Raw genomic sequence first — 25,754 nt, forward strand, 5'->3', positions numbered from 1 at the left:
GCGCCCCGATTCGGGGCGCCTTTTTGCATTTCAAGCCGCGGCCGGTCAGGTCAGTAGGTGTACCCCAGCGCCGCCTCGAGCTCGAGGTCGAGCGTCTGGCACATGAAGCAAGTGTCATCGGCATTCATCGACGGCGGTGTGGCCGGGCGCTCCGCGACACGCGGGCGGAACTTGGACCCAAGCCGCTTGAGCACAGGGCTGAACGCATCGCCGCGGGGCAGGCCCAGCTGCATGGTCAGAGCGTCGAGAAACGCTTCGGGCGCCTCGGTCACGGTCTCGAGCCGGACCAGCGCAACCGTTGCGTGGCGGTTGAACCAGCCGGTCAGGGCCTGCAGCTTCATGCGCCGCAGCTCGAACAGATTGGCCAGTGGTTCTCCGGTCAGGGGATGGCGGTCATATTGCAGCGGCTGGCCCACGGCGCCGATCCGGCGCGCGTCGGGAAAGTAGCGCCCGGAGTCGATCTCGGTCAGCCAAGGCGTGCGGATGAAGTCCGAGAACCCCATCTGCTGCATCTCGATGCTGCTGTGCCAGGGCTTGGCATGCATCGAGATCGCCCAGTCGGCGGCATTGCGCACCACGCAGAGAACCAGGAAATCCTCGGGCACCGCCACCGCGTGGCTGAAGCCGTGTTTCCATCCCAGCGCCTCGGACGCCTTGAGCTCGGTGTTGCGGCCGACCAGTCGCTTGAGCAGGTTGGTGCCGGATGATCGTTCGCCCAGAACCTGGAACTGGGTCGGGCGGACTGTGGCGGAGTGCCTGACCAGCAAGCCGGTGTCCCCGAAATCCCTGGACAGCAATGAGATCCCCATCTGTCATCGTCCTCCCGCCACGTCTGGTGGCAGCATATTAGAAGAAAACAAGATTTTCCGTTCTGGTAATCATTTGACGCCGAATAGCGTCACCTAATCAAAAACACCCTTCATCGTCAATTGGTTCGAAGGTCGCGCGGTTGCGCAGCATGCGCCATTCGGACTACGAAAGCATGAAGGACAGCAGGGAAGAGGCCAGGGATGCAGACCGCGGCGGCAGTGACGATGGTGCGCGACGACGCCTTTTTTCTCGCGGCCTGGTTGCGATATTACGGCGGGCTGCTGGGGCGCGAAAACTGCTACATCGTGAACCATGGCCGGGGGGAAGAGGTGTCCCGCCTGGCCGAGGGCTGCAACGTGATCGGCATCCCGGGAGAGGCGCACAAGAATTTCGACATGAAGCGGTGGCGGCTGTTGAACAACCTCGTGATGGGGCTGCGCAGCTATTACACCCACGTGATCGTCGGCGACGTCGACGAGCTGGTCGTGCGTGACCCCGCCGAAGGCGGCAACCTGCTGGACTTGCTGAGGGAAACGCGCGGGCGCCGGGTGCTGACACCGATTGGGCTGGAACTCGTGCAGCGCCTCGATCTCGAGACGTCCCCCGTCCGGTCCGCCATCCTCGGGCCGCGGCGCCATGTCCGGCTTGCGCCGCATTATTCCAAGCCCTGCATCGTGTCGGCCGGAACCAAGATCGCGCGGGGTGGACACTATACCCAGCACGACAGGATCGAGGTGCCCCCGGGGCTTTACCTCTTCCACCTGAAGTTTTGCGACTTCGACGCCTATGTGGAGGCGATGGACCGGCGCAATGCGATCACCTCGGGCCTTGGGAAAGAGGCCGGAGAGGTTTCCGTCGGGCGGCATTGGTTCGCGGAGGCCCGGGGGGAAGATCGCGCGGTTTTCCAGGAATTCAGCGCCCTGCCGGTGCAGGAGCGATTCGACCTGGGCTGGCTGCGCGATGAGATGATCGAGAGCTTTCGCCCGCGCGGTGACACGGGCTACTGGGAATTCGACAAGACGGAGCATGCGCGGCAGTATCGGCTGCCCGAGCGATTCGACGGGATCTTCTGACCCGGGTCACTCGAACGAGGCCATGGTCTCGCGCAGGCTGCCCCAGTCGATCGACAGGACCGAGGCCGAGGTTTCCTCGAGGATCGTGCGCGTGTTGTCATCGAGCAGGCCGTAGCCGTAATCGACGACCGAGGGCGGGGTCAGCACCAGGCCGATGGCGACCGTGGCGCCTGACACCAGCGGGCCGGACCGGCCCTTGTGCGCGGCGCTGCCAAGGCGCAGCACATGCACGGCGAACATCACCATGGATACGACGGCAAAGCTGGCCAGCAGGGCGACGAAGGGCGAATGCAGCTCGATCGGGATCGCGCTGGCCTTGATGCTGTCCTTGATCTGCTCGGCGCGGCCGCCAAGGGTTAGCACCGCGTAGGCCCAGCCGAAGCCAAGCAGGATATTGCGTTTGCGGTGGGTGTTTCGGGCTGACGGCGGGACGAAGGTGCGACGCTCGATCCGCCGGATCCGAGCCTTGAAGTCATCGCGTCCTAGGGTGTGTACCGTTCTAGCCATATTAACCTTTTGAAAAGGAATTGAGGCGGGCTTGTGATCGGGTCATGTCATAGGCGGGAAATCTGACCTAAAATCTAGCGAAAGTTGCCGTCTGTTTCCGGGTGTGACCCGGGCCGCACAAGCGTGCAGCCCGGGCTGTCAGCAGCCTCAGCCGGCCAGCGCGGCCAGCACGCGGGCCCAGCTGCGCGTGCCCTTGTGAAAGCTTTCGAGGTCGTACTTTTCGTTCGGGCTGTGGATCGCGTCGTCGTCATTGGCAAAGCCGATCAGCATGGCGTCGAGATCCAGTATCTCCTTGAAAAAGCCCGCAATCGGGATCGACCCGCCCATGCCGGTAAACACCGCCTCGCGGTCCCATTCGTCGCTCAGCGCCTGGCGCGCCGCCTCGAACTCGGGCCGGTCCAGGTTCATGACGCTGGCCGGGTTACCTTCGCTGTCATTGTCCCAGGTGATCTTGGCATCGGGGCTCAGCCGCGCTTCGACATGGGCGCGGATCTGGCGGCGCAGGTGGTCGGGATCCTGGTCCCCGACCAGCCGGCAGGTCAGCTTGGCATGGGCCTGGGACGGAATCACCGTCTTGGACCCGGCGCCCTGGTAGCCACCCCAGATCCCGTTGATCTCGAGCGTCGGCCGGGCCCATTGCTGGACCAGCGTGGAATAGCCCTGTTCCCCATGCGGTTGCGTATAGCCGACCGATTCGAGGTAGGTCTTTTCGTCAAAGCCGCAATTTTCCCATTGGCGCAGCAACTCATCGGGCACCTCGTGGACGCCGTCGTAGAACCCGTCGACCGCGACCCGGCCCGTGTCGTCGTGAAACGACGCAATCAGGCGCGAGATCTCTCGCAGCGGGTTCAGTCCCGGCCCGCCGTAATGGCCCGAATGCAGGTCGATGCGGGGCCCGGTGATGGTGAATTCGTCCTTCAGCATCCCGCGCAGTTGGCTGGCGATGGACGGCACGCCGGGCGAGACCATCGAGGTGTCGCAGATCAGCGCAATGTCGGCTTTCAGCTCCTCGGCATTCTCCTTCATGAAGGGGATCAGCGAGGGCGAGCCCGATTCCTCTTCGCCCTCGAAGAAGAAGGTGATCTTGCAGGGCAGTTTGCCATGCACCTCTTTCCAGGCGCGGCACGCCTCGACAAAGGTCATCAGCTGGCCCTTGTCGTCCGACGCGCCCCGTCCGCGCAGCACACGACCGTTCGGGGTATCCTGGATCTCGGGCTCGAAGGGCGGCGTGTCCCACAGGTTCAGCGGATCGACCGGCTGCACGTCATAATGGCCGTAGAACAGCAGGTGCGGCCCGTCGCCGTCGACATGGCCCACGACCATCGGATGACCCGGGGTGGGGCGCGCCGAGGCGTCGATGCCCAGCGACTTGAGGTCCGCGACCAGCCAATCGGCGGCCTTGCGGCACTCTTCCTTGTAGGCGGGATCGGTGGAAATCGAATGGATGCGCAGCAGCTCCATCAGGCGGGCCAGCGCGTTGTCGTGATCCGCATCGATTCGGGCGAGGACTTGGTCGAGGCTCATGGGGGTCTCCGGGCTGTTCGTTTGCCGCAGACCCTAGCGTGCGCCGGGGGGAATGGAAGCCCCGGCCCCCGCGCGGCGCAGTCTTACGCCGCGACCAGCGCGATCCCCGCCAGCACCAGCGCGGCCCCGACCGCATGGCGCATCCCGAAACTGTCACCCATCCACGCAGCGAATCCCATCACGAGCACCGTCTCGAGCGCGAGGATCGCGACATAGACCGAGGGCAGAGAACTGCTGCGCAGCAGGGCGATTTCCGCCATGGCGGCGCAGGCGAGACCGACGAAGATCAGGCCCAGAGGTCCTAGCCCGGGCGTGGTCGCCGCCAGTTTCATGCCGGCGGTGGCCATGAGGTAGCCAAAGGATGTGGCCAGGATCAGTCCCATCAGGACCGGTGAGAACAAGGCGTGCATATGTGGTTCCCCAAGCGGCGTGATACGAAATATTCACGTTTGCAATAGATTGACATTGCGCGTCTTTTCCTGCGGGAACGAGTCCGGTATTCCATACCCCGGATCCCGCCGGGCTTGATGCAGGTCAATGTGGTGGGGGGCGACGTTTTGTTACGTGTTGCGGGACTGGTGAATGGGCTATATACATTCACGAACGTGAATTGATCTGCCGCTGGCAGGTCTCCCGGGGGCGGAGACGCCCGGGAGGAACCGGGAAAGACGGGAAGGGAAAGCCTTTGACCTACGAAGACAAGCTCGACCTGGCGATTGATCGCCTGCACCAGGAAGGCCGCTACAGGACCTTCATCGACATCGAGCGCGAGAAGGGCAATTTCCCGCACGCCACCTGGACCACCCCGACCGGCGAGAAGAAGCCGATCACCGTCTGGTGCGGCAACGATTACCTCGGCATGGGGCAGCACCCCGTCGTCGTCGCGGCGATGCACGAAGCCATCGACGCCACCGGCGCCGGCTCGGGCGGCACGCGCAACATTTCCGGCACGACCGTCTACCACAAGCGGCTCGAGGCCGAGCTGGCCGATCTGCACGGCAAGGAAGCCGCGCTGCTCTTTACCTCGGCCTACATCGCGAATGACGCGACGCTGTCGACCCTGCCCAAGCTGTTCCCCGGCCTGATCATCTATTCCGACGCGCTGAACCATGCCTCGATGATCGAGGGCGTGCGCCGCAACGGCGGGGCCAAGCGCATCTTCCGCCATAACGACCTGGCGCATCTGCGCGCACTGCTCGAGGCAGACGACCCGGCCGCGCCCAAGCTGATCGCCTTCGAATCGGTCTACTCGATGGACGGCGATTTCGGCCCGATCGAGGCGATCTGCGATCTCGCCGACGAATTCAATGCACTGACCTATATCGACGAAGTGCACGCCGTCGGCATGTACGGCCCGCGCGGCGGCGGGGTCGCGGAACGCGACAACCTGGCCCACCGGATCGACATCATCAACGGCACGCTGGCCAAGGCCTACGGCGTCATGGGCGGCTATATCGCGGCCTCCGCCAAGATGTGCGACGCGGTCCGCTCCTACGCACCGGGCTTCATCTTCACCACGTCGCTGCCGCCGGCCGTGGCCGCCGGTGCGGCCGCATCGGTGGCGCATCTGAAGACCGATCAGGGGTTGCGCGACCTGCACCAGGAACGCGCCAAGGTTCTGAAAACGCGGCTGAAAGCCATGGGCCTTCCGATCATCGACCACGGCTCGCACATCGTGCCCGTGATCGTGGGCGATCCGGTCCACACCAAGATGCTGTCGGACATGCTGCTGGACCGCTACGGCATCTACGTGCAGCCCATCAACTTCCCCACCGTGCCCCGCGGGACAGAGCGTCTGCGCTTTACCCCGTCGCCGGTCCATGGGCCCGACGAGCTGGACGCACTGGTGCACGCGATGGACGCACTCTGGTCGCATTGTGCGCTGAATCGCGCCGAACTCAGCGCGTGACGCCCAAGTCGGTGTAAACGGCTTTTAAACCTGTTATATTCGAGTAAAGAGATCGCGAGGTCCTCGAATCGAGGACAATCGCCACTCGCTACTGCGGAGCACCGGGGCAAACATGATCGGGCGTTGGACCAGCAAGCCGCCAAGTGCGGAGACGGAGGACGTAAAGCCACTGGGCTTCGACGACTTCGACCTCCGCCTCGGGGACGTGATGCGAGGCGAACGCGCCACCATGGGCAAGTCCCTGCTGGATGTCCAGCGCGAACTCAAGATCAAGGCCAGCTACATCGCCGCGATCGAGAATTGCGACCCCACCGCATTTGACACGCCCGGGTTCATTGCCGGTTACGTGCGCTCCTACGCGCGCTACCTGAACATGGATCCCGACATCGCCTTTGAATGCTTCTGCGCCGAAAGCGGCTTTGCCGTGGCCCATGGCATGTCGGCCGAGGCGTCGTCGATCAAGAAATCCTTGCGGCACGAACCCGTGCGCGCGCCCGGGCAGCGAGATCTCTTCGCCGATGCCAAGACGCCCTTCATCCCGGCCAGCGAATCCCCCTTTGCCAATATCGAACCGCGGGCCATCGGGTCCCTGCTGGTGCTGGCCGCCCTGATCGGCGGGATCGGCTATGGCGGCTGGTCGGTGCTGCGCGAGGTGCAGCGGGTTCAGCTGGCGCCGGTCGATCAGACGCCCGTGGTGCTGTCCGATCTCGACCCGCTCGACGGCGCCTCGGGCGGCCAGCCCGAGATCGCCTCGGCCCAGACGCTGCAGACCCCCTCGGCCGAGGCGCTGGACCGGCTCTACCGGCCCGAGGCGCTGGACGTGCCCGTGCTGGTGGCGCGCGACGGGCCGATCTCGACCCTCGATCCCTCGACCATGGGCTCCTTCGCCGATGCGACGCCGCGCGTGGCCTCGCGCCCGCTGCCGCCGGGGCTGGAGACGCCCGGCGCCGTGGCCGCTGGTCCGCAAGACCCGGCCGTCAGCGCTCTGGATACGGCCGTGGCCGAGGCACTGCTGCCGCAGGTCGTGGCGCAGGATGGCCCCGAACTCGCGCTTTTTGCCGTGCGTCCCGCCTGGGTGCGTGTGCGCGCCGCCGATGGCACGGTGATCTTCGAAAAGATCCTCGACGCCGGCGAGGAATACGTGCTGCCGCAGACCGAGCTGCCGCCGACCCTACACGCGGGTATGTCGGGCAGCGTCTACTTCGCGGTGAACGGCGACCTCTACGGGCCGGCCGGGGCAGGGACCTCGACCGCGCGCAATGTCGAGCTGTCGATCGCCTCGCTCACGGACAGCTACGGTCTTGCCGACCTCACCCAGGACGCGCAGCTGCGCAAGGTGATCGCCGAGCTCGAGACCCCCGTCCAGCAGTGACGCCTGTGTGACTCAGCGGCGCGGGGCATTCCCCTCGGGCCCGATCCGGTCTAAGTGAAGACCCGACCGCGTCGCCTGCACGGGAGAGAGACCCATGTCCCATAACCCCATCCGCCCCTGGCGCGACATCGCGCGCCGCAAGTCCCGCCGGATCATGGTAGGCAATGTCCCGGTGGGCGGCGATGCGCCGATCTCGGTGCAAACGATGACCAACACGATCACCTCGGACGTGGCGGCGACCGTCGCGCAGGTGCAGGCCGCGGCCGAGGCGGGTGCCGACATCGTCCGCGTCTCGGTCCCGGATGAGGCGTCGTCCAGGGCTCTCAAGGACATCGTGGCCGAAAGCCCTGTCCCCATCGTGGCCGACATCCACTTCCACTACCGCCGCGGCATCGAAAGCGCGGTGGCAGGTGCGGCCTGCCTGCGGATCAATCCGGGCAACATCGGCAGCCCCGAGCGGGTGCGCGAGGTCATCGCGGCGGCACGGGACAACGGCTGCGCGATCCGCATCGGCGTGAACGCCGGCAGCCTGGAAAAGCACCTGCTCGAGAAATACGGCGAGCCCTGTCCCGAGGCGATGGTCGAAAGCGCGCTCGACCATATCCGCATCCTCGAGGACCACGACTTCCACGAGTTCAAGATCTCGGTGAAGGCCTCGGACGTGTTCCTGTCGGCCGCCGCCTACATGGCCCTGGCCGAGGCGACGGATGCGCCGCTGCACCTTGGCATCACCGAGGCGGGCAGCCTCAACGCGGGCACGGTCAAATCCGCCATCGGCCTCGGCAACCTGCTTTGGTCCGGCATCGGCGACACGCTGCGCGTGTCGCTCTCGGCCGACCCGGTCGAAGAGGTGCGGGTGGGCTACGAGATCCTGAAATCGCTCGGCCTGCGGCACCGGGGCGTGAACATCATCTCCTGCCCCTCCTGCGCGCGGCAGGGCTTCGACGTCATCAAGACGGTCGAGATCCTGGAAAAGCGGCTCGAGCACATCAAGACGCCGATGTCCCTGTCGATCATCGGCTGCGTGGTGAATGGCCCGGGCGAGGCGTTGATGACCGATGTCGGATTCACCGGCGGCGGCGCGGGCAATGGCATGGTCTACCTTGCCGGCAAGCAGAGCCACCGCATGTCGAACGACCAGATGGTCGATCACATCGTCGAGCAGGTGGAAAGGAAGGCCGCCGAGATCGAGGCGCGCCCTTCGGAGGCCGCCGAGTAGCATCTGGCGGCGGATCGGGGGGCCAGCCCCCCGTCGCCTGCGGCGACTCCCCCCGAGGTATTTGAGAAACAATGAAGCAATGGCCTGCCGCGACTGCAAAACCGTCGCGCGGTGTTCGACGACGTCTTGCCTTCATTGTTTTCCAAATACCTCGGGGGTCCGGGGGCTGGCCCCCGGTTCCTTCCTCAGCCCTCGCGCGCCGCGTCGATCATCTGGCGCATCGCCTCCAGCGGCGCGTAGCCGCGCAGCATCTGGTCGCCCATGATGAAGGTCGGCGTGCCCGAGATCTGCATGCGTTGCCCCAGAGCACGGGTCTCGGCGATGACCTGGGTGACCTCGTCGCTCTCCATCCGCGCGATGATCGCGTCGGCATCGAGGCCGAGCGTCGACGCCAGCCGGCGCAGCGCGGGTTCCGAGACCTCGCCGTTCAGCGCCATCAGCGCGTCATGGACCGAGGCATAGGCCTCGTCCCCCGCCACCTGCTTGACCGCGATGGCAAAGCGCGACGACGTCAGGCTGTCCGGCCCGAGGATCGGGAATTCCTTGATGATCAGGCGGATGTTGCCGTCGCTTTCCACCAGCTCTTCCAGTTCCGGCTGCGCCTTGCGGCAGTAGCCGCAGCGGTAATCGAGGAACTCGACCACGGTCACGTCGCCCTCGGGGTTGCCGCCGACCCAGGAAAAGCCGTCGTCGAACAGCGCCTCGGCATTGACCTGCACCAGCGTCTGGTCGTTGGCCGCCTGGGCCTGCGCGTCGCGCTGCTCGAGCACCTGCACCGCCTCCATGATCACCTCGGGGTTGTCCAGCAGGTAGGCGCGGATCTCGGCCCGGAAGGCATCGCGTTCGGCAGCGCTCATCGCCTCCACGTCGAAGGCGGCGGCGGCGGTGGCGCTCAGCGCCAGTCCGGCGGCGAGGAGGAGGGGGCGAAAGGTCATGGAGCTCTCCGGTCTGTCATCGGTTTCGTTCTGCCGCAGCAAGCACATCCTGTGCCCGCTGCCAAGGGCCCGAGCCGTTGGGCAAGAGGCCCACGGCGCGTTTGGCGTGGATGGCGGCGTCGTCCAGCCGCCCTTCGAGCGCGTAGCGCTCGGCCGTGACGACCGAGGCCATGCCGGGCTGGCCCGACCCGCCGTAGGCGCTGGCGAGGTCGCGCAGCACCCGGCCGTTGGAAAAGTCGCGGGTGCGGGCCTTTTCCAGCACCGCGATGGCCTGGACCCGTTGGCCGGCAGCCAGCAGCGCGCGGCCGTGTCCGCCAAGGATCTGGGCGTCATTGGGCGACAGCTGCACGGCGCGGGCATAGGCCGAGGCCGCGGCACCGGCCTGGCGGTTCTTGAGCAGGATTTCGCCCTTGAGGTCATGCAGGTAGGGGTCCGAGGGGCGCAGCGCGATGGCGCCGTCGATGGCCTTGAGCGCCTTGCCAAGGTCCGAGCGGCGGTGCCAGGCGACGGCCTCGCGCATCAGGCGGATGTCCTGCGTGGGGCTTTGCGCGGCGTTGCGCAGGGTCCATTGCGGCGCGCGCAAAAAGGCCAAGAGCTTGCCCCGCGCCCTTGCGTGCCAGTAGATCGCGGCGTTGTCGGGCGGCGGCGGCGTACCGGCAGCCGCGACATAGGCCTTCATCGCGCGCAGCCGGTCGCTCGACAGCGGGTGCGAGCGCATGAACGGGTCCTGCCGGGCGGCGGAGAGCGCCTCTTGCCCGCGGAACAATTCGAACACGTCGACGGTGCCCTGCGGATCGGCCCCGGCGGCGCGCATGTAGCGGGCGGCGGACTGGTCGGCGCTCGCCTCCTGCGCGCGGGTATGGCCGAGAAAGGACCGCATGGCGCTGCTGGCCGCGCCGACCGCGATCCCGCCGGCGGCGCGGGTGTTGCCGGTCTGCGCGACGGCGGCGGCGACCAGAAGGCCGAGCCCCGCCGCGGTGGCGGCATTGCGGGCCGCGCCGGGGCGGCTGGTGACATGGCCATTGGCGATATGTGCCGCCTCGTGCGCGATCACCGCCTGCAGCATCGCCGGCGTCGTCATCCGGTCGATCAGCCCGGAGTTGAGGAAGATATGGCTGGAGTCGGCGACAAAGGCATTGAGCGCGCTGTCCTGCACCACGAGGATCCTGACCCGCGCGGGGCTGAGGCCGGCGGCGCGCAGGATGGGCCGGGCCAGTTCGCGCAGCGACGCCTCGATATCGGCGTCGCGCAGGATCGTCACGGCCGCAGCCGGGCGCGCGACGACGAGGGCCAGCACCGTGGCGCAGATCAGCGCGAGACGGGTTATCCGCATTGACGAAGCCGCTTCCATCTGGTGACAAGTCGCCCGAACCATAGGAAGGAAGCCATGCGGAACTCAAGGCGGAGTGCGGTCGATCCCTTCATTGTGATGGACGTGATGGAGGCGGCCCGGGCAGCCGAGGCCTCGGGGCGCGACATCGTCCACATGGAGGTCGGCCAGCCCGGCACCCCTGCGCCGCGCGCGGCGCGGGACCGGTTGGCGCGGGCGATGGAGACGGATGCGCTTGGCTACACCGTCGCGCTTGGGCTGCCCGAGCTGCGCGCCGGGATCGCGCAGCTCTACCGGGACTGGTACGGGGTCGACCTGGATCCGGCGCGGGTGGTGGTCACGGCGGGCTCTTCGGGCGCCTTCATCCTGGCCTTCACGGCGCTCTTCGATACCGGCGACCGGGTCGGGATCGGCGCGCCGGGGTACCCGTCCTATCGGCAGATCCTGCGATCGCTGGACCTTGTGCCGGTGGATATCGAGACCTCGGTCGAGGACCGTTACCAGCCGGTGCCGGTGCAGCTGGCGGGGCAGGACCTTGCCGGGCTGCTGGTGGCGTCCCCTGCCAACCCGACGGGCACGATGCTTGACCGGGACGCGCTGGGTGCGCTGATCGGGGCGACGCAGGCGGCGGGGGCCTCCTTCATCTCGGACGAGATCTACCACGGCATCGAATACGACCGGAAGGCCGTGACCGCGCTGGAGGTCTCGGACGAGGTCTACGTGATCAACTCGTTTTCGAAGTATTTCAGCATGACCGGCTGGCGCGTCGGCTGGATGGTCGTGCCCGAAGATCACGTTCGGGTGGTCGAGCGGCTGGCGCAGAACCTCTTCATCTGCCCACCCCACGCGGCCCAGGTGGCCGCGCTTGGCGCGCTCGAGGCTCGCGACGAACTGGAGGCGAACCTCGCCGTCTACACCCGCAACCGCGAGCTGATGATGGCCGGGCTGCCGGACGCCGGCTTCGACCGGATCGCGCCGCCGGACGGTGCCTTCTACGTCTATGCCGACGTGAGCCACCTGACGGACGACAGCCGCGCCTTTGCGCGCGAGATCCTGGACGAGGCCGGGGTGGCCGTCACGCCGGGGCTCGATTTCGACCCGGCGCGCGGGGCGGGGACGCTGCGGTTCTCCTACGCGCAGGGAACGGACCGGATCGAGGAAGGGCTGCGGCGGCTGCGCGCCTTCATGGAGCGGCGCTCGGGGTAGCCGGCCGGGAAAGGGGGGCCAAACCCCCCGTCGCCAAGGGCGACTCGGCCCGAGGCATTTGCGGACCAAAGAAGGGGCGGGTGGTCTGCTTGGCGGCGGTGGAGGGGCACTGCCCCCACGGGCGCAGGGCGCCCGCCCCCCGAGGTATTTGGGAAACAATGAAGAAAAGAGCGTCAGGCGCGGGCGGCGAGTTCCGTCGCGAGGTCGCCGTAGCCGGTGAAGCGGCGTTCAAAGGCGAGGCCGAGGCGGTCGGCGCAGGTGCGGGCCTTGGCGGTGAGGGCCTCGTCATCGGTCTGGGCCAGGTAGACCAGCTTGTCGTAGTTCGAGAAATACATGTCCCGCAGCTCCGGGTGCCGGTCGAGACCCATGGGGCGCCACAGGAAGGCGTCGAACTGCCGGGTCAGGAAATCGGTGAGGTAGAGCGCAGTGATCTCGTCCTCGTGCGCGGCGAAGGCGGCGTTGCCCTCGAAGAAGCTGTAGCAATGCGGGCCGGCCAGCATCTCGACCCCGATCTCGGCGCAGGCGGCCTGCAGCTGCCCGCCGGTGCCGCAATCGGCATAGAGCACGAAGATGGTGTCATAGGCGGCGCGGTGTTTTGCGACCGCTTCGCGCACGGCGCCGGTGATGCGGTCCGGGTGGTTGTGCAGGATCGCCGGCAGGCAGGCGAGGTCCATGTGGTCCCAGCCGTTCAGCCGCTTGAGCGCGACGATCTCGTGCGCCAGCGCCCCGCAGGCCAGCAGCAGCATCCTGCCCCGGCCCTCGGGGGCCAGCGGCTGGTCGGTGAGGGCGGCGTCGGAGGGAAGCTGCATGAGGATGTCCGCTTGCGGGTCTGTGGCCCCCGGCTTAGCGTGGCCACGTATCGGCACGCAAGGGGGAGGCGGTGATGGTGACGAGGATCGCGCGCAGGAGAGGCGCATGACCGGGATCCACGCGCCCCGCAGCGCCGCATGGGAGTCGCGGGTGCGGGACAGTTTCGCGGCCCAGGCGATGATGGCGAACATGGGCGCTTCGCTTGGAGAGGTTGCGCCGGGCCGGGTCATCATCGAGATGCCCTTTGCGCCCGGCTTCACCCAGCAACACGGGTTCCTGCATGGCGGCGCGGTGGCCTCGGTGCTTGACAGTGCTTGCGGCTATGCGGGCTTTTCGCTGATGGATGACGAGAGCGCCGTTCTGACCGCCGAATTCAAGATCAACTTCCTCGCCCCCGCGGCGGGAGATCTCTTCCGCTTCGAAGGGCAGGTGATCAAGCCGGGCCGCACGCTGGTGCCGACCGAGGGCCGCGCTTTTGCCACCAAAGCCGGTGCCGAGACCCTTATCGCCACGATGAGCTGCACCTTGATGGCCGTGCGTGGACGGGGCCTGTCGGGCTGACCCCAACCCTTTCACTGTTCCGAAAATACTCCCGGGGGGCGCCGAAGGCGGGGGGGCAGCGCCCCCCGAACCGGTTTCAGCCCGCGGCCAGCTGGTTGTGCTTGCGCGCCATGAATTCCTTGGCCGTCTCGACCGCCACGGCCGCGTCGCGGCAATAGGCATCGGCGCCGATCGCCTTGCCGAATTCCTCGTTCAGGGGCGCGCCGCCCACCAGCACGATGTAATCGTCGCGCTTGCCCTGGGCGACCAGCGTGTCGATGACCACCTTCATGTAGGGCATGGTCGTGGTCAGCAGCGCCGACATGCCAAGGATATCCGCCTGCTCGGCCTCGAGCGCTTCCATGTAGGCCTCGACCGCGTTGTTGATGCCAAGGTCCACGACCTCGAAACCCGCGCCCTCCATCATCATCGACACGAGGTTCTTGCCGATGTCATGGATGTCGCCCTTGACCGTGCCGATCACCATCTTGCCGATGCGCGGCGCGCCGGTCTCGGCCAGCAGCGGCTTGAGGATGGCCATGCCGCCCTTCATCGCGTTGGCCGCCATCAGCACCTCGGGGACGAAGAGGATCCCGTCGCGGAAATCGATGCCCACGATGGTCATGCCGCCGACCAGCGCCTTGGTCAGGATGTCATAGGGCTGCCAGCCGCGCTCGAGCAGGATGTTCACGGCCTCCTCGATCTCTTCCTTCAGCCCGTCGTAGAGATCGTCATGCATCTGCTGCACGAGCTCGTCGTCATCGAGTTCCGAGAGGATGATGTCGTTTTCTTCGTCCGACATGGGCCTTTTCCTTGCACTGGGGCGCGCGGAGGGCGCGCGGCCTGAGGTCCTGATTTCCAGACCATTCGTCTGAACGGCCGGATCGCACGCGATCAATTGCGACATAGAACGAACCGTAATCGACCTGTACCCCATTTCGCTGAACAGCCGGTTGAAATCTGCGCATCATCTTGATGCGATCTTGCGCATGTTTATGTTTTGTTCCATTTTGACCGCATGGACTCGCGACAGATCATCGACAAGGACCTGCGCCGGGGGCGCGGCGCTGCCAGCAATACCGAGGGGCGGTATGAACGGCTGACCCATGTGGCCGAGCCCGATGGCTGGGACATGGAGGAAGAGGCGCGCCCGCACCGCACCCATGTCAGCGTGGAAAAGCCGCGCAGCGTGATCTCGTACAACCGCTCGCCCGACATCCCCTTCGACCGGTCGCTCAACCCCTACCGGGGGTGCGAGCACGGCTGCATCTACTGCTTTGCCCGGCCGACCCATGCCTATCTCGGCCTCTCGCCGGGGCTCGATTTCGAGACACGGCTGATCGCCCGCCCCGATGCGCCCGAGGTTCTGGACCGCGAGCTTCGGGCTAAATCCTACCGGGTGGCGCCGCTGGCGATCGGCACCAACACCGACCCTTACCAGCCGTTGGAAAAGACGCAGAAGACCATGCGCGCCTGTCTCGAGGTGCTGCGCGATTTCGACCATCCGGTGGCGATCACCTCCAAGGGCACGCTGATCGAACGCGACCTCGACATCCTCGCACCCATGGCCGCGAAGGGTCTGGTGCGGGTCGGCATCTCGCTCACCACGCTCGATCCGACCCTGTCGCGGCTGATGGAGCCGCGGGCGCCCAGCCCGGCGCGGCGGCTGGCGACGATCCGGGCGCTCAGGGGGGCGGGGGTGCCGGTGCGCGTCATGACTTCGCCGATCGTGCCGCATGTGAACGATCACGAGATCGAGACGATGCTCGAGGCGGCCCATGGAGCCGGGGCCGACGTGGCCAGCTGGATCATGCTGCGCCTGCCGCTCGAGGTCTCGCCGCTGTTCCGCGACTGGCTGGCCGAGCATTTTCCGGATCGCGCCGGCCGGGTGATGAACCGGGTGCGCGAGATGCATGGCGGGCAGGATTATGACGCGCGCTGGCATCGCCGGATGCGGGGCGAAGGGGTCTATGCCAAGATGATTGCACGGCGCTTCGACGTGGCGGCGCGGCGGCTCGGCCTGGATAGGGAAGTGCCGCCGCTGCGCTGCGATCTCTTCCGCAAGCCGCTCTCGACCCGCGACCAGCCGTCGCTGTTCTGACCCGAGACGGGCCTGCACGGGCCCGGAGAGGGGCCCGGTCAGCCCCGGCGGCGTCGGCTCTTGCTGCGGTCCCGCGTCGGTCCGGCATCATCGGTGCCGTCGCTGACCGAGGAAAACCCGCCCAGCTTTTCCACGATCAGCTCCAGCGTGGGCAGCGGCCCGCGCGGGCGCTCTTCGAGCGCGCGGCGCATGTGCGACAGGTGCTCGGGCATGGTACCACAGCAGCCGCCGATGATCTTTGCGCCGCAATCGCGGGCCAGCGCCGCGTAATCGGCCATCAGCTCGGGCGTGCCGTCGTAATGGATGTGACCGTCGACATACTTGGGGATGCCCGCGTTGCCCTTGGCGATGATCGGCCGCTCGTCGCCGGTGGCGGTGAAGCCCAGAACGGTGCGCAAGAGATCCGAGGCGCCGGTGCCGCAATTCGCGCCATAGGCCAGCGGCGGGTTCGGCAGGCTCTCGACCATCTGCACCATGGCGGGCGAGGTGACGCCCATCATCGTCCGCCCGGCGGTGTCGAAACTCATCGTGCCGCACCAGGGCATGCCGGCGAGGGCGAACCCCTCGGCCGCGGCGCGGTATTCCTCGGGCGCGGAAATCGTCTCGAGCCAGAGCACATCGGCGCCGCCCGCCTTCAGCCCCTCGGCCTGTTCATGGAACATCTGGACCGCCGAGGCATGGCTCAGCGCGCCCACCGGCTCCATGATCTCGCCCGTGGGGCCGACCGATCCGGCCACGATCACCGGCCGCCCGGCGGCATCGGCGATCTCGCGGCCCAGTTCGGCGGCGACGCGGTTCAGCTCGAACACGCGGGTCTGCGCGTCGTGCAGTTTCAGCCGCGAGGCATTGCCGCCGAAGGTATTGGTCAGGAACAGGTCCGACCCGGCATCCACCGCGCCCTTGTAAAGCGCGCGGATCTTGTCCGGCGCATCGGTGTTCCACAACTCGGGCGCCTCGCCCGAGGCGAGCCCCATGTTGAACAGGTTCGTCCCTGTGGCCCCGTCGGCCAGGATCCAGTCGCGGTCGGCAAGCATCTGGGCAAGGGCAGTCATCGGGTCACTCCGTCAATTCAACGCCCCCACGTGTCACGACGCGGACTTGTAGGCAACCTCATAATCTTCAACATCATGTTGAGCCGCAGCCCCCATGCCCTCGACCTGAGCGGGCATGTCCGTCACCTCGGCCGAATCGTAATGCGGTGCGGTCATCGACAGCGGGGCGGGGCGGTGGATCTCGCGGGCGATGTCGCCGAGGGCCAGCACCATGGCCCGGCGGCCGGGGGCGGCGGCGTAGAGCGGCTGCCAGCGCGGGCCGAAGGCGGCCTTGAACTGCGTGAGCCCGGCAGAGGGACCGTAGATCATCCGCCGCAGCACCGCGTCAAAGCGGCCCGTGGCCGGGTGGCGGCTGGGCACGGCGGCCAGCGAGACCTGCGGCAGGCCCTGTTCGGCCGCGATCTCGATCCCGCGCTGCATCAGCGCATGCATGGTGCCGTCCGGCGCGCCGGGCCGGATGCGCATGAGGTCGAGGTAGAGCCCGCTGTTGCAGCCGTGGAACGAGGCGAAGGCCAGCAGCTCTTCGTCCAGCCAGGCCAACAGCACCGTCTGCCGCGCCAAGTGTTCGGGGCAGAAGCGGCCCATGGAAAAGCCGCGCTCGGGCCCGTTGGCCTCCTGCCAGGCTTTGTGGACCTCGCGCATCCGGTCCAGCGGTAGGTGCCGTGCCGGGCGATGCTCGATCCGCAGGCCGGTCTTTTCCGCCTTGCGCAACTTGCGCCGCAGCTGGCGGTGCACCGGGCTGGCGATGTCGTGATCGGCGGGCCTGACCAGCGCCTCCTCGGCGATGCGGACCACGTGCCAGCCGGCGCGCCGCGCGGTCGCGGCATGGCGGGACGTGATCTTGTAGGCGGCGGGCACCCGGTTGCCGGCGCGCGCCCGGTCGCGCAACCAGCGCAGGGGCAGGGGCCCGGAGGCCGGATCGCCCAGCAGAACCTCGGTTTGCGGCAGGCTGACCGACAGGGCGACGCCGGTGCCATGATCGACTAACATGCCGCCGTTCTGATGCGCCAGCGCGGGTTCCAGCCCGCGGCCCAGTTCGGACGGGATCGGCACGTCGCGGGTCGGGCGCGCCCGCCGGGTCCAGGCGGGCGGGCGCAGCAACACCACCAGCGCCACGGCGGCCGGCAGCGCGTAGTAGACGAGGCGGAAGGCCACCATGCCGGCCAGCACCATCGCCGGGTCGGCCGGGGCCAGCAGCGCCAGCAGCGTCAGCTCGAACGGGCCAAGCCCGCCGGGCGTGCCCGACAGCAGCGCCGCCCCCAGCGCCACCAGGTAGACCGGCAGCAACGTGGTATAGGGAATCGCCAGCTCGGGCGGCAACACCAGCCAGAGCGCGGCGGCGGCCGCGAACGTGTCGAGGATCGTCATGGCCAGGATCGAGGTCGCCGCAGGCAGCGAGGGAAAGCTGATCGCGCGTCCCCGCAGCCGCAGCGCGGGGTAGAAGAACATCGCCGCCAGCGCCAGCGCGGTCACGGGCATGGTCACGATGGACAGCCACAGCGGCACCGGCCCGCCCAGGAACAGCGTCGTGAAGGTAGTGACGATGGCCCAGGCCGCGGTGAAGCTGAAGGTGACGAAGGCGGTGACCTGCAGCACCTTGCCCGCCGGCAGGCGCAGCATCCGCCAGCGCGCCAGCGCGGATGTCAGCAGCCCCATGCCCAGCGATTGCGACAGCGCGATCGCGACCGCCCCCGCCGCCTGGGCCGAGCCGTCCGAGATGCCGGTGCCGAAATGGCGATGCGCCACCGCGTCATAGCGCCCCAGCGCCCAGAAGCTGACCGCCGTGGCAAGGCACGCCAGCCCCCATTGCCCCGCCGACACGGTGCCGAGCGCCGCGCGCACGCTGGCGTAGTCGACGCCGCCCAGCTTGCTCCAGATCAGGCCGAGGCAGATGGCGCCGATGACGAAGGCCGAGACGTTGCGCAGCCAGCCGCCGCCCGCGCCGGAAAAGGCCGTCGGCCGCTTCGGCAGGCGGTGAGGTGTACGGGATCGAGACACGCATATCCTCCGGATCAATCAAGGATCGGGATAGATCACGCTTCTTCAGATGGCCTTAACAGGTGGGATTCGATGCAATTTTTCCCGGGCGCGGAATGGCCGGGGCGGATGCATCAAGCCGCGTTCTCGCGGTGGGCCGGGCCTGCCCGCGACGGGCTTCTGCCCGCGGTCCTTCCTGCTTTGCGTCCAAAGCAGCGCCGGAGCCGGCAGGGCCAAGGCCCCGCCGATCCGGTTCGAAAAACCGACGCTGTGCGTCAGCTTTCCTTCATGATCTGTTCCTGGGCCACGGCCAGGAGCTGTTCCATCTTGGTGCGGATCGCGTCGGGCGTCGACAACTCGCCCAGGTCGCCCGCGACCTTGCGCACCACGTCCTCGTGACCGGCCTCTTCGAAATCGGCATGGATCACTTCGCGCGCATAGGCATCGGCATCGGCGCCGGTCTTGCCCATCAGCTCGGCCGCCCAAAGACCCAGCAGCTTGTTGCGGCGGGCCGTGGCCTTGAACTTCATTTCCTCGTCGTGCGCATACTTGTTCTCGAACGCGTTCTCGCGATCATCGAAGGTGCTCATGGTCCTCGTTCCCTTCTGCGTCTCGGTTTGATCCCATATGCCTGCAAAGCGGGGCGCGCCGCAAGTCCTGCCTCTGGCTTGCGACAATCGTGCCCATGGCGTAAGAGGACGCAAACCCTGCGGGACTCGCGGGGCTTCTCCAGTTTGAAAGAGACCGCATGGCACGTCGGACAAAGATCTACGAAGGCAAGGCGAAGATCCTCTACGAAGGCCCGGAGCCGGGCACCATCGTGCAATACTTCAAGGACGATGCCACCGCCTTCAACGCCGAGAAGAAAGATGTCTTTGAAGGCAAGGGCGTGCTGAACAACCGCATGTCCGAATTCTTCATGACGGGTCTCAACCAGATCGGGGTGCCCACGCACTTCCTCAAGCGGCTGAACATGCGTGAACAGCTGGTCCGCGCCTGCGAGATCGTGCCGCTGGAAATCATCGTGCGCAATTATGCCGCGGGCTCGATGTCCAAGCGCCTGGGGATCGAAGAGGGCAAGCAGCTGCCGCGCCCGATCGTGGAATATTGCCTCAAGGACGACGCCCTGGGCGACCCGCTGGTGACCGAAGAACATATCGCCGCCTTCGGCTGGGCCAGCCAACAGGACATGGATGACATCCTGAGCCTCGCGCTGCGCGTGAACGATTACCTGTCGGGTGTCATGTATGCCGTCGGGATCAAGGTCGTGGACTTCAAGATCGAGGTCGGCCGCATCTACGAGGGCGATTTCCAGCGCCTTGTCGTCGCGGACGAGATCAGCCCCGACAGCTGCCGCCTCTGGGACATCGAGACCGGGCGCAAGCTGGACAAGGACGTGTTCCGCCGCGACCTGGGCAACCTGACCGACGCCTACCAGGAAGTCGCCCGGCGCCTGGGAGTCATGCCCAAGACCGCCACCCAGATGACCAAGCCCAAGCTCATCAACTGAGCGGTGCGCCCTGCGGGGCGGGGACAGAATTCGCCGGATTGCCTCCGGCTGCCAAGTACTTAGGGGACGAAGATGAAAGTTCGCGTTCAGGTCATGCTCAAGGCCGGGGTTCTGGATCCGCAGGGCGAGGCAGTGCGCCATGCGCTGCACGCGCTGGGGTTCGACGGGGTCGAAGGCGTCCGCCAGGGCAAGGTGATCGAGCTCGACGTCACCGAAGGCACGACCGAGGCGCAGGTGACCGAGATGTGCGAAAAGCTGCTCGCCAACACGGTCATCGAATCCTATTCGATCCAGATGTGACGCGCCCGGCCTTCGGGCCGGTCCGTGACGGCAGGTTTCATTTGCACCCGCAAACGGGCGCGCCTACCATTTGTCCCGCAGGGACAAGGGGATAGAGATGCGTGGTCTGGTGCGGGTGATGATTGTGGCGCTGACCTTCCTAGCCGGCGCGGCGACGGCCGAGGACCTGCAGGGCGCGGATGCCACGCAGCGCGCGGAAGCCCATGCAGGCGACCCCTACGCCGCTTTCAACTACGTCGCGCCCCTGATCGACGGCCGCCGGCTGAGCGAGGCGCAGATCGAGGCGATCCTGCCCTACCTGCGCACCGCCTATGACGGCTGGCATGGCTCGGACGACCCGGACGAGCAGTTCAACGCCGCCGTGGCTGCGCGGCAGCTTGGTGCGCAGCTTTGGCAGGTCGCGCGGCTGGCCGAGTCGCTGGACTGGGCCGCGACCTGCATCCGTCACCTGCTTGCTCTCGGGGTCTCGACCGACGACCAGCGGGTCCTGGCCGCGCAATGCTACGAGGACCGCGCCATCGTGCTGCAACAGCTCGAGCGCCACGCCGAGAGCCTGCCGCTGCTGGACCAGGCCGAGGCGTTCTATAGGCGCGGGCTCTCCGATGCCGACATGCGCGCCACCGCCATCGCCAACCTGCAGCTGAACCGCGGGGTGGGGCTTGATGGGCTCAAGCGCTACCGCAAGGCGATCGCGGCCTACGAGCAGGCCCATGACGCCCTTGTCGCGCTGAACGGCCCGGGTGACGTGATCGCCGCCTATGCCGCCAACAACACCGGGGTCAGCCACTGGCGTCTCAAGGAGTTCGCCGCCGCCGAAGACTGGATCACCCGCGCCCTGCCGGTGATGGAGGCGGTGGACGGCCCGCTGTCGGACACGGTGGGCAAGGCGCGGATGAACCTTGGCATCATCCTGCAGGAACAGGGCCGCAACGAAGAAGCGTTGCGCTGGGGCATGTCCGGCATGCCCTATATCGCCGCCAACCGGACGCAGTCGCTGCCCGACCAGCGCTGGCTTTTCGAGATGTTCAGCCGCGCCCATGCCGCGCTTGGCGACCGCGAGCGGGCGATCTTCTTCGGCAAGATGGCCGTCAATGCCCAGCAGGAACTGCGCGCGCTGAACGCGGGCCTGGGCGATGCGGGCACCGAGGAGTTGCGGGCCGAGTGGCGGCGGCTCTACCAGGAGCTGGCCGACCTGCTGATCGCCGAGGGCCGCATCTCGGAGGCGCAGGCGGTGCTGAACATGGAAAAGGAGGAGGAGGTCTTCGAGTTCCTGCGTCGCGACGGCGGCGCCGGGCTGACGGGCACCCGCGCCATCCTGACCGATGCCGAGTTGGGTGTGGAGCAGAAGCTGGCAGCGCTGGCCGCGATCCCCGTGGCGGCCGAACGCGAGGTGCGTGTGCTCTATGCCAAGCTCGATGCGGGCGCGGCGACCGAGGCCGACGAAGAGCAGCTGATCCTGCTCGAGGATGCGTTGCAGCTGGCCACCGACCGCTTTGATGCCGAGGTGGAGGCCTTCCTGGCCGACATGTCCGAAGGCCAGCGCGCCGCCGCCGAGGCGCAGTTCGACGCCATCGGCGCCTACCAGGACGTGCTTGACGGGCTGGACCGGCCCACGGCGATCCTGCAGGTCGCGGCGATGGAGGACCGGCTGCACCTCTTCCTGACCTTGCCGGCCGTGACCCTGCACGAAACGGTGGACATCGCGCGCGCCGACCTCGCGCGGCAGGTCTTCGACGCGTTGCAGGCGATCGAGACGCGCAGCCCTGAGGCCGTCGAGCTGCTGGGCGGGTTGCAAACCGCGCTGTTTGCCCCTGTCCGCCCCGCGCTGGACGAGGCCGGGATAGAGGTCGTCATGCTGAACCTCGACGGCTTCCTGCGCTACGTTCCCTTTGCAGCGCTGCATGATGGTACCGGCTACCTGGTCGAACGCTTTGCATTTTCTCTCTACTCCGCCGCTGTGCCGACGCAGTTCGCCCGCGCCAGCCGGGCCGCCGACAGCGCGGCCGGCTTCGGCGTCACGCAAGGCCATCCCGGGTTCGACCCGCTGCCCGGCGTCGCGGACGAGATCGAGACGATCTTTGCCGCCGCCGACGGCCAGGGCGTGCTGACCGGCAACGCGGCGCTGGACGAGGGCTTCGACGGCGCGTCCCTGCGCCGCGTGCTGATGCGCAAGCCCGAGATCCTGCACATCGCCAGCCATTTCGCGCTGAACCCGGGGCAGGAGGATGACTCCTTCCTGCTGATGGGCGACGGCAGCCACCTGACCCTGGGCGAAATCCGCGATAGCCGCGCCTTCCGCTTTCGCGGGGTGGACCTGCTGACGCTCTCGGCCTGCCAGACCGCGCGCGGCGGCGACGGGTCCGAGATCGACGGCTTTGGCGCGACCGCCCAGCTGAACGGGGCGAGCGCGGTCATGGCCTCGCTCTGGCCCGTGGCCGATGCGGCCACGCCGATCCTGATGCGCGACTTCTACGCCGGGATGGTGACGGAAGGCCTCGACAAGGCCGAGGCGCTGCGCCGCGCCCAGGTCGCCATGCTGCGCGGCGACATGGGGGCCGATGGGGCGACGCGCGGGGCGGCGGCGCTCGAGTCAGATGGCGCTGGCTTTGCGCATCCCTACTTCTGGTCGGCTTTCGTGCTTATGGGCAACTGGCTGTAACCGACCCTCGCGCCTGCGGCGGGCGGTGCAGTGAGGGTCCAGCTCCTCGCGCCGCAGGCGCGGCACTCAAAAAAGCGAGGGGCCAGCCCCTCGCGCCGCAGGCGCGGCACTCAAAAAAGCGAGGGGCCAGCCCCTCGCGCCGCAGGCGCGGCACTCAAGACAGCGAGGGGCCAGCCCCTCGCGCTCCCCGAGGTATTTTCAAAACAATGAAGGAGACAGGGCGGACCTGTCGTACATCTTTCTTCAATATGCCGGCCGCGCCGTCGAGGTTGCGAACCGCCCCTGCTTTCACTTTTCCAGAAATACTCTCGCCGAAGGCTTTTGCGCCCAGGGGGCGCGAAATCATGGTGGGCGTCCTGCGGCGCCGTGCGGGCTGGCGCAGGGCGAAGGTTTGGGGTAGGGGAGCGGCATCTTTCCTGCTTGCCGGAGTCGCCGTCATGAAAGCCGCCGTCATCACCTTTCCCGGGTCCAACTGCGACCGCGATCTTGCCGTGGCCTTCGAGGCCGCCGGCGCACAGGTCACACGGGTCTGGCACAAGGATGTCGCGCTGCCCGAGGGGGTCGACATCGTCGGCATTCCCGGCGGGTTTTCCTTTGGCGACTACCTGCGCTGCGGCGCCATCGCGGCCAATTCGCCGATCTGCCGCGGGGTGATCGAGCATGCCAATCGCGGCGGCTACGTGCTGGGTATCTGCAACGGGTTCCAGGTGCTGACCGAGACGCGGCTGCTGCCGGGCGCCTTGATGCGCAACGCGGGCCTCAAGTTCATTTGCAAGCCGGTCGGCCTGCGGGTCGAGACGGTCGACAGCGATTTCACCGCCGGCTACACGACGGGCGAAGAGATCACTGTGCCCGTCGCCCACCATGACGGCAATTACCAGGCCACCCCCGAGGTGATCGAGGAACTGCGCGGCGAGGGGCGGATCGCCTTCACCTACACCGCCAATCCGAACGGCGCCGTGGCCGACATCGCCGGCATCCTCAGCGCCAACAAGCGCGTGCTGGGCATGATGCCACACCCCGAGCGGGTGGTGGACGAGGCCCATGGCGGCACCGATGGCAAGCGGCTTTTCGCCGGTCTCGTGGATGCGCTGACCACCGCCTGACTTGAGCCGGCCGGGGCGGGGGCGTATCCTTGGCCTCCATGAGCGAACGGGTGGATGATCAGACGACCGAGCTGCGCAATGCGCTGCTGAGCTGGCGCGTGCGCGCCGCGCTCCTGCTGCTCATGGCGCTGGCCGTAGCGGTGATCGGGTTCACCAACGTCTTCCTCACCAACCGTTTCACAGAGACCACGCGCAACCGCGCCGAGGTGCGGCTGGCGCTCTACAGCGGCAACCTGCTGAGCGAGCTGCGCCGCAATTCCATCGTCCCGCAGCTGCTGGCGCGCGATCCCACGCTCATTTCCGCGCTGAACTCGGCGGACTTCAGCCAGTCCACGCAGCGGCTGATTTCCTTTGTCGAAGAGATCGGCGCGGCCTCTCTCATGCTGCTCGACCGCGACGGGCGGGCCGTGGCGGCGACCGACCGCAACCGGCTCGGCTCCACCCACCGCAGCGAGGCCTATTTCATCGAGGCGCAGCGGTCGAACGCCACGGTCTTTACCGCGATGCAGAAGGAGGCGGGCAATTTCGGCTTTACCTATTCGCGGCGGATCGAGGACCAGGGCCAGACCATCGGCGTGATCCTGGTTGAAGTGGACCTGGCCAAGTTCGAACGCGCCTGGGCCGGGATTTCCGACGCGGTGCTGGTCACCAATTCCGAAGGCATCATCATCCTTGCGACCGAACCGCGCTGGCGCGGCCGGACGGAGGCCGAGGCGTTGAACGTGCAGCCCGCCGAGGGCGCGATCGAGCGGGCGATCCGGCTGACCGCCGACTGGACCGCGCTGCCGCCCGACGCCTATGTTTCGGGCGAGGCGGTGATGCGCAACGAAACCCGCATCCCGTTTCGCGGCTGGCGGATGACCAGTTTCACCACCTATTCCTCGGTGCGCGAACGGGTGAACGGCGTGCTTGCGCTGGAAATCATGGGGTTCGCAATCCTGCTGGCGCTGGCCTTCTACATGCTGAGCCGCCGCACCGCGTTCCGCATGGCGCTGTTCCAGCGCGAAAGCGCGGACCTGCGGGCGCTGAACATGCGTCTTCAGCGCGAGATCGCGGAACGCGAACGCATGGCCAAGTCGCTCGAGGTGGCCGAGCAGACGCTGGCGCAAAGCTCCAAGCTGGCCGCCCTGGGCGAGATGTCGGCCGCGGTCAGCCACGAGCTGAACCAGCCGCTGGCCGCGATGAAGACCTATCTTGCCGGCGCCAAGCTGCTGGTCAAGCGCAACCGGCCCGACGAGGCGCTGGCCAGTTTCCACCGCATCGACGACCTGATCGGCCGCATGGGCGCGATCACCCGGCAGCTCAAGTCCTACGCCCGCAAGGGCGCGTCCGAGTTCCACCCGGTCGAGCTGCGCGAGGCGCTGGCCTCGGCGCTGTCGATGATGGAGCCGCAGCTGAAACAGGGCCATGTGCGCATCAACCGCGTGCTCCCGCAGCAGCCGGTGACGATCATGGGCGACCGCGTCCGGGTCGAGCAGGTGATGGTGAACCTGATCCGCAACGCCTTCGACGCGGTCAAGGGCGTGGCCGAGCCGGAAATCGACATCATCCTGGCGCGCGGCGAGACGGCGATCCTGACCGTGCGCGACAACGGCCACGGGATCGAGGACCTCGAGAACCTGTTCGAGCCGTTCTACACCACCAAGCAGCCCGGCGACGGGGTGGGGCTGGGCCTTGCCATCTCCTCGGGCATCGTGAACGACCTCGGCGGGCGGCTGACCGCGCGCAACGGGGAAACCGGGGGGGCTGTATTCGAGATCCAGCTTCCTATCTTGAATGAAGACGACACCGAAAGAACAAGGGCAGCGGAATAG

Annotated in this window: 23 protein-coding genes; 12 read left to right on the forward strand and 11 right to left on the reverse strand. The window is 67.3% G+C overall.

Annotated elements, in window-relative coordinates; translation table 11 throughout:
• Positions 1-50: 50 nt before the first annotated feature.
• Positions 51-809 (reverse strand): hypothetical protein, encoded by a 759-nt coding sequence (locus MF270_RS11810; RefSeq protein ID WP_238366092.1) that lies wholly within the window; start codon positions 807-809, stop codon positions 51-53.
• A gap of 201 nt (positions 810-1,010) precedes the next feature.
• Here MF270_RS11810 and MF270_RS11815 point away from each other — a divergent pair, with 201 nt between their 5' ends.
• Positions 1,011-1,883, forward strand: coding sequence for a glycosyltransferase family 2 protein (locus MF270_RS11815; protein WP_238366093.1), 873 nt, complete (start codon positions 1,011-1,013; stop codon positions 1,881-1,883).
• A 6-nt stretch (positions 1,884-1,889) separates the two neighbouring features.
• On the opposite strand, the gene MF270_RS11820 is transcribed toward MF270_RS11815, so the two are convergent.
• The 3 genes from MF270_RS11820 to MF270_RS11830 all read right to left on the reverse strand — a co-directional run bounded on the left by MF270_RS11820 (position 1,890) and on the right by MF270_RS11830 (position 4,297).
• Positions 1,890-2,390 carry a hypothetical protein gene (locus tag MF270_RS11820; RefSeq protein ID WP_238366094.1) on the reverse strand — a complete coding sequence of 167 codons (501 nt, stop codon included), beginning with the start codon at positions 2,388-2,390 and terminating at the stop codon, positions 1,890-1,892.
• 147 nt (positions 2,391-2,537) lie between these two features.
• Entirely contained in the window at positions 2,538-3,914 is a 1,377-nt protein-coding gene (locus MF270_RS11825; RefSeq protein ID WP_238366095.1) for a dipeptidase, read from the reverse strand.
• 83 nt (positions 3,915-3,997) lie between these two features.
• Complete coding sequence (locus MF270_RS11830; protein ID WP_238366096.1) at positions 3,998-4,297, reverse strand: 5-aminolevulinate synthase; 300 nt, start codon at positions 4,295-4,297, stop codon at positions 3,998-4,000.
• Between the two features lie 302 nt (positions 4,298-4,599).
• Between MF270_RS11830 and hemA the strand changes: the two genes are divergently transcribed.
• The 3 genes from hemA to ispG all read left to right on the forward strand — a co-directional run bounded on the left by hemA (position 4,600) and on the right by ispG (position 8,414).
• Entirely contained in the window at positions 4,600-5,823 is a 1,224-nt protein-coding gene (hemA, locus tag MF270_RS11835) for a 5-aminolevulinate synthase (protein ID WP_238366097.1), read from the forward strand.
• A gap of 112 nt (positions 5,824-5,935) precedes the next feature.
• Positions 5,936-7,195, forward strand: a complete 1,260-nt coding sequence (locus MF270_RS11840) for a RodZ domain-containing protein (protein ID WP_238366098.1) — start codon at positions 5,936-5,938, stop codon at positions 7,193-7,195.
• 94 nt (positions 7,196-7,289) lie between these two features.
• Positions 7,290-8,414 (forward strand): flavodoxin-dependent (E)-4-hydroxy-3-methylbut-2-enyl-diphosphate synthase, encoded by a 1,125-nt coding sequence (ispG, locus tag MF270_RS11845; RefSeq protein ID WP_238366099.1) that lies wholly within the window; start codon positions 7,290-7,292, stop codon positions 8,412-8,414.
• Positions 8,415-8,599: 185 nt separating this feature from the next.
• Here ispG and MF270_RS11850 read toward each other — a convergent pair whose 3' ends face one another.
• Together MF270_RS11850 and MF270_RS11855 are read right to left on the reverse strand one after the other, a co-directional pair.
• Positions 8,600-9,349: a DsbA family protein gene (locus tag MF270_RS11850; protein WP_238366100.1), complete on the reverse strand. Its 750-nt coding sequence runs from the start codon at positions 9,347-9,349 to the stop codon at positions 8,600-8,602.
• Between the two features lie 16 nt (positions 9,350-9,365).
• Positions 9,366-10,682, reverse strand: coding sequence for a M48 family metalloprotease (locus MF270_RS11855; protein WP_238366101.1), 1,317 nt, complete (start codon positions 10,680-10,682; stop codon positions 9,366-9,368).
• Positions 10,683-10,736: 54 nt separating this feature from the next.
• Here MF270_RS11855 and MF270_RS11860 point away from each other — a divergent pair, with 54 nt between their 5' ends.
• Complete coding sequence (locus tag MF270_RS11860) at positions 10,737-11,885, forward strand: aminotransferase class I/II-fold pyridoxal phosphate-dependent enzyme (RefSeq protein WP_238366102.1); 1,149 nt, start codon at positions 10,737-10,739, stop codon at positions 11,883-11,885.
• 173 nt (positions 11,886-12,058) lie between these two features.
• Here the strand turns inward: MF270_RS11860 and MF270_RS11865 are convergent, their stop codons facing one another.
• A complete protein-coding gene (locus tag MF270_RS11865) occupies positions 12,059-12,694 on the reverse strand; it encodes a DUF1638 domain-containing protein (protein WP_238366103.1) in 636 nt (211 codons plus the stop codon).
• 106 nt (positions 12,695-12,800) lie between these two features.
• Here MF270_RS11865 and MF270_RS11870 point away from each other — a divergent pair, with 106 nt between their 5' ends.
• On the forward strand, positions 12,801-13,256 hold the full coding sequence (locus tag MF270_RS11870) for a PaaI family thioesterase (RefSeq protein WP_238366104.1): 456 nt from the start codon (positions 12,801-12,803) through the stop codon (positions 13,254-13,256).
• Positions 13,257-13,332: 76 nt separating this feature from the next.
• Here MF270_RS11870 and MF270_RS11875 read toward each other — a convergent pair whose 3' ends face one another.
• Positions 13,333-14,037, reverse strand: coding sequence for a corrinoid protein (locus MF270_RS11875; protein ID WP_238366105.1), 705 nt, complete (start codon positions 14,035-14,037; stop codon positions 13,333-13,335).
• 216 nt (positions 14,038-14,253) lie between these two features.
• Between MF270_RS11875 and MF270_RS11880 the strand changes: the two genes are divergently transcribed.
• Positions 14,254-15,336: a PA0069 family radical SAM protein gene (locus MF270_RS11880; protein WP_238366106.1), complete on the forward strand. Its 1,083-nt coding sequence runs from the start codon at positions 14,254-14,256 to the stop codon at positions 15,334-15,336.
• A 38-nt stretch (positions 15,337-15,374) separates the two neighbouring features.
• Here the strand turns inward: MF270_RS11880 and bmt are convergent, their stop codons facing one another.
• From bmt to MF270_RS11895, 3 genes are all read right to left on the reverse strand, one after another.
• Entirely contained in the window at positions 15,375-16,388 is a 1,014-nt protein-coding gene (bmt, locus tag MF270_RS11885; protein WP_238366107.1) for a betaine--homocysteine S-methyltransferase, read from the reverse strand.
• 33 nt (positions 16,389-16,421) lie between these two features.
• On the reverse strand, positions 16,422-18,386 hold the full coding sequence (locus MF270_RS28360; protein ID WP_238366108.1) for a phosphatidylglycerol lysyltransferase domain-containing protein: 1,965 nt from the start codon (positions 18,384-18,386) through the stop codon (positions 16,422-16,424).
• A gap of 254 nt (positions 18,387-18,640) precedes the next feature.
• Positions 18,641-18,955 (reverse strand): DUF1476 domain-containing protein, encoded by a 315-nt coding sequence (locus MF270_RS11895; RefSeq protein WP_238366109.1) that lies wholly within the window; start codon positions 18,953-18,955, stop codon positions 18,641-18,643.
• 158 nt (positions 18,956-19,113) lie between these two features.
• Between MF270_RS11895 and purC the strand changes: the two genes are divergently transcribed.
• The 5 genes from purC (at position 19,114) to MF270_RS11920 (ending at position 25,754) form a co-directional block, all read left to right on the forward strand.
• Positions 19,114-19,875 carry a phosphoribosylaminoimidazolesuccinocarboxamide synthase gene (gene purC / locus MF270_RS11900; protein WP_238366110.1) on the forward strand — a complete coding sequence of 254 codons (762 nt, stop codon included), beginning with the start codon at positions 19,114-19,116 and terminating at the stop codon, positions 19,873-19,875.
• Between the two features lie 72 nt (positions 19,876-19,947).
• The gene (purS, locus tag MF270_RS11905; RefSeq protein WP_238366111.1) at positions 19,948-20,175 is read left to right on the forward strand and encodes a phosphoribosylformylglycinamidine synthase subunit PurS; all 228 of its coding nucleotides are present in this window, start codon (positions 19,948-19,950) and stop codon (positions 20,173-20,175) included.
• A 97-nt stretch (positions 20,176-20,272) separates the two neighbouring features.
• The gene (locus tag MF270_RS11910) at positions 20,273-22,834 is read left to right on the forward strand and encodes a CHAT domain-containing tetratricopeptide repeat protein (RefSeq protein ID WP_238366112.1); all 2,562 of its coding nucleotides are present in this window, start codon (positions 20,273-20,275) and stop codon (positions 22,832-22,834) included.
• 437 nt (positions 22,835-23,271) lie between these two features.
• Positions 23,272-23,940, forward strand: a complete 669-nt coding sequence (purQ, locus tag MF270_RS11915; protein ID WP_238366113.1) for a phosphoribosylformylglycinamidine synthase subunit PurQ — start codon at positions 23,272-23,274, stop codon at positions 23,938-23,940.
• Positions 23,941-23,978: 38 nt separating this feature from the next.
• Positions 23,979-25,754, forward strand: a complete 1,776-nt coding sequence (locus MF270_RS11920) for a sensor histidine kinase (protein WP_238366114.1) — start codon at positions 23,979-23,981, stop codon at positions 25,752-25,754.

Origin of the sequence: Mesobacterium pallidum, assembly GCF_019966535.1 — a bacterium.
Lineage (GTDB): Bacteria > Pseudomonadota > Alphaproteobacteria > Rhodobacterales > Rhodobacteraceae > Mesobacterium > Mesobacterium pallidum.